General features: G+C 77.9%; 1 protein-coding gene. It reads left to right on the top strand.

Features of this window, described 5'->3' with window-relative positions:
- Nucleotides 1-1,341, top strand: a 1,341-nt coding sequence (locus KBX53_RS33060) for a hypothetical protein (protein ID WP_210863779.1), incomplete at both ends; no start/stop codon positions are given.

Genomic DNA, 1,341 nt, shown 5'->3' with positions numbered 1-1,341 from the left:
GCCCGCACCACCGGCGGCGCCCGCCGGGCCACCGCCCGCCGCCCGAGCGCCAGCGGCCGGGCCGCCGCCGCACGGACCCGCGCGGAGGACCACGAGACCACCGGCCCCGACGACCTCACGGACACCACCGACATCACCGACACCACCGGCCCGGCCACGGCCGGACGTCGTCGGCGTACCGTGCTGCTGTTGCTCGGCCTGACGGCGGTGACGTCCGCGACCGCCCTGGTGCTCGGGTTGTTGAGCTGGGCACCCGACCCGCCCGAGCCAGCCCGGCCGCTGACCGTGTCGGAGAGCGATCGACTGGCCGCCGTACGGGTCACCAACCTGCGGGACCTGCGCGCCGGCGTACGCGTGACGGCCGGCACCGACGCCGCCCGCGTCGAACTGGTGGGCTGGGTGGACTGGTCCCGGTCGCTGCTCTACCTCGACGTGGGCGGGCCGGGTGCCGGCGCCGAACGCGGGCTGCTGCAGAAGAGCGGGCCGGTGCTGGTGATCAGGCCCGACCCGGCGGCGGTGCCCACTCCCGCCGCACCACCACTGATGCCACCGGCGGATCGGTGGCGGCTGCACCGACTGACCCCCGGGGCGCACCTGGCACCGGTGCTCGACCTGCTCCTCGATCTCGCCGCCGATCGCCCCGACCCGACCCGGACGGCACCGTCCAGCGAGGCGCGCTGGATCGCCCGGGACACCGCGCCGGCCGGCCCCCTGGACGTCATACAGGCGCCACTGGCCACCGGCGCGCCGGCCGCCAGCACGGCGCCCGGCACCCCCCGCGCCGCGACACCGACCCCGGACGGACAGACCCGGTACTGGCTCGACCAGGACGCCCGGCTGCACAAGCTGGTGACCCGGCTGCCCGGCACCGGCCCGGTCACTGTGGTGTTCAACCGGGAGGACCGGCCGACACTACGACCGGTGGACGCCCTCGGCGGCCGACCCGGTCTGCCCCGCGTGCTGACCGACGCCGAACAGCGTCGGCTCGACCGGCTGCCCGCCCGGCTCCGCGCCCAGGGCGGTGCCACGCTCACGCTGACCGCGCCGGTCGGCACTGACACGAACCTGCGGGGCGCCGGTTGGGTGAGCTGGACCGCGCGGACCGCGTACCTCGCCGTCGCCGACCTTGGCGTACCGGATCGCCGGACCCTGCTGCGACGCGACGCCGCCGGTCTGGCCCGGGCCGACCTGCCGGCGGTCGCCGCCGGCGGCGGCACCGCGGAGGCGCCGGCCCGGCCGCCGCTGCCGCCCCCGGCCGGGGCCTGGCGGGTCACCCGACCCGGCGGGGACGACCTGAGCGTGCTTGTCGACGCCACGGTGACCGCCGGGTCGGTCGGGCAC

It is taken from the genome of Micromonospora sp. M51 (assembly GCF_018070305.1).
Taxonomy (GTDB): Bacteria; Actinomycetota; Actinomycetes; order Mycobacteriales; family Micromonosporaceae; genus Micromonospora; species Micromonospora parva.
This window is presented reverse-complemented; position numbering and strand designations above follow the sequence as displayed.